Source organism: uncultured Leptotrichia sp. (assembly GCF_938036635.1).
GTDB lineage: Bacteria > Fusobacteriota > Fusobacteriia > Fusobacteriales > Leptotrichiaceae > Leptotrichia > Leptotrichia hongkongensis.
Genome location: NZ_CALHQO010000245.1, coordinates 1 through 1,611 on the forward strand (window position 1 = coordinate 1; position 1,611 = coordinate 1,611).

At 34.1% G+C, this 1,611-nt stretch carries 2 protein-coding genes; one reads left to right on the forward strand and one right to left on the reverse strand.

The features are described from left to right. The first annotated feature begins 89 nt into the window (after positions 1 to 89). Positions 90 to 1,271: a tRNA guanosine(34) transglycosylase Tgt gene (gene tgt / locus Q0370_RS04705; protein WP_299572785.1), complete on the forward strand. Its 1,182-nt coding sequence runs from the start codon at positions 90 to 92 to the stop codon at positions 1,269 to 1,271. Positions 1,272 to 1,450: 179 nt separating this feature from the next. On the opposite strand, the gene Q0370_RS11785 is transcribed toward tgt, so the two are convergent. Beyond that, positions 1,451 to 1,597: a (d)CMP kinase gene (locus tag Q0370_RS11785; protein WP_367270839.1), complete on the reverse strand. Its 147-nt coding sequence runs from the start codon at positions 1,595 to 1,597 to the stop codon at positions 1,451 to 1,453. Positions 1,598 to 1,611: the final 14 nt, after the last annotated feature.

Genomic DNA, 1,611 nt, shown 5'->3' on the forward strand with positions numbered 1-1,611 from the left:
TCGGTAGAGCAAGTTATTAAAGTAACTACTGAAAATGCTAAGAAAATTTATGGAATATAATGGAATTTAGAAATAAAATAGGAGATAAAATGTGTATTGAAAAAGAAAATAAAGATTTTAAAAATCCAATAGAATATAAATTAGAAAAAAAAGATGGAAATGCACGTGCGGGAGTTATAACAACTCCACATGGAGAAATAAAAACACCAGTATTTATGCCAGTTGGTACGCAGGCAACTGTAAAGGCTATGACTAGAGAGGAATTGGAAGAGATTAATTCTCAAATTATTCTTGGGAATACATATCATTTGTATTTACGTCCCGGAGATGAGCTGGTAAATGATTTTGGTGGTCTTCACAAATTTATGAGATGGGATAAGCCAATACTTACTGATAGTGGCGGATTTCAAGTATTTAGTCTTGGAGATTTGAGAAAGATAAAAGAGGAAGGGGTTCATTTTCGTTCGCATTTAGATGGATCAAAACATTTTTTATCGCCTGAAAAATCTATTTCGATTCAAAATAATCTAGGAAGCGATATTATGATGGTACTGGATGAATGCCCGCCAGGACTTTCAACACGTGAATATTTGATACCGTCTATTGAAAGAACTACGAGATGGGCTAAGCGTTGTATTGAAGCAAATAGAAATAAGGATAAGCAGGGGCTTTTTGCAATTGTGCAAGGTGGAATTTATGAGGATTTACGGGATAAAAGTTTTGAAGAATTGTATGAGTATGACTATGGATTTGCTGGGTATGCTTTAGGAGGGCTTGCGGTAGGAGAACCACGTGAGGATATGTATAGAATTTTAAAATATAGCACACCAAAACTGCCTGAAAATAAACCACGTTATTTAATGGGAGTGGGAGAGCCTGTGGATATGCTTGAAGCTGTGGAGCATGGAATTGACATGATGGATTGCGTTCAGCCTACAAGAATTGGTAGACACGGTACTGTATTTACGAAGTATGGACGTCTTGTCATAAAAAATGCGATTTATTCAAGAGATGATAGACCACTTGATGAAGGTTGTGACTGTTATGCCTGCAAAAATTATACGAGAGCGTATATAAGACATTTATTCAAGGCTGGAGAAATTTTGGGACAAAGGCTTGCAACATATCATAATTTGCATTTTTTGCTAAAACTTATGGATAATGCACGTGAGGCAATCATTGATGGAAGATTTAAGGAATATAAGGAAGAAGTGCTGAAAAACTATGCCATGGGGAAAGAAAGTGAATGGATAAAGCCAAAATCGATATAAAATAAAAAAATGCAGGGAATAATAAAGGATCATGATTACTCAAATGATTACCTGAAATTACAACACCTTTAGCATTCTCGATTTTTTCTTTATTAACAATAGTAACCTTGTAAAAAGTTTTATAATATAGTGCTAATAACTTTCTAATAAAATTATACATAGTACTCTCCTACTAATTTCTATTTTTCTACACTTTTAACTAGTTCAGTCATCTTTTCAACAACCTCATCGATAGTTAAGCTAGTTGTATCTATCAGTGTAGCTGCTTCTACTTTAACAAGCGGTGCAATATCTCTATTTTCATCTTGCCAATCACGCGCTTTAATATCTTCTTTTACTT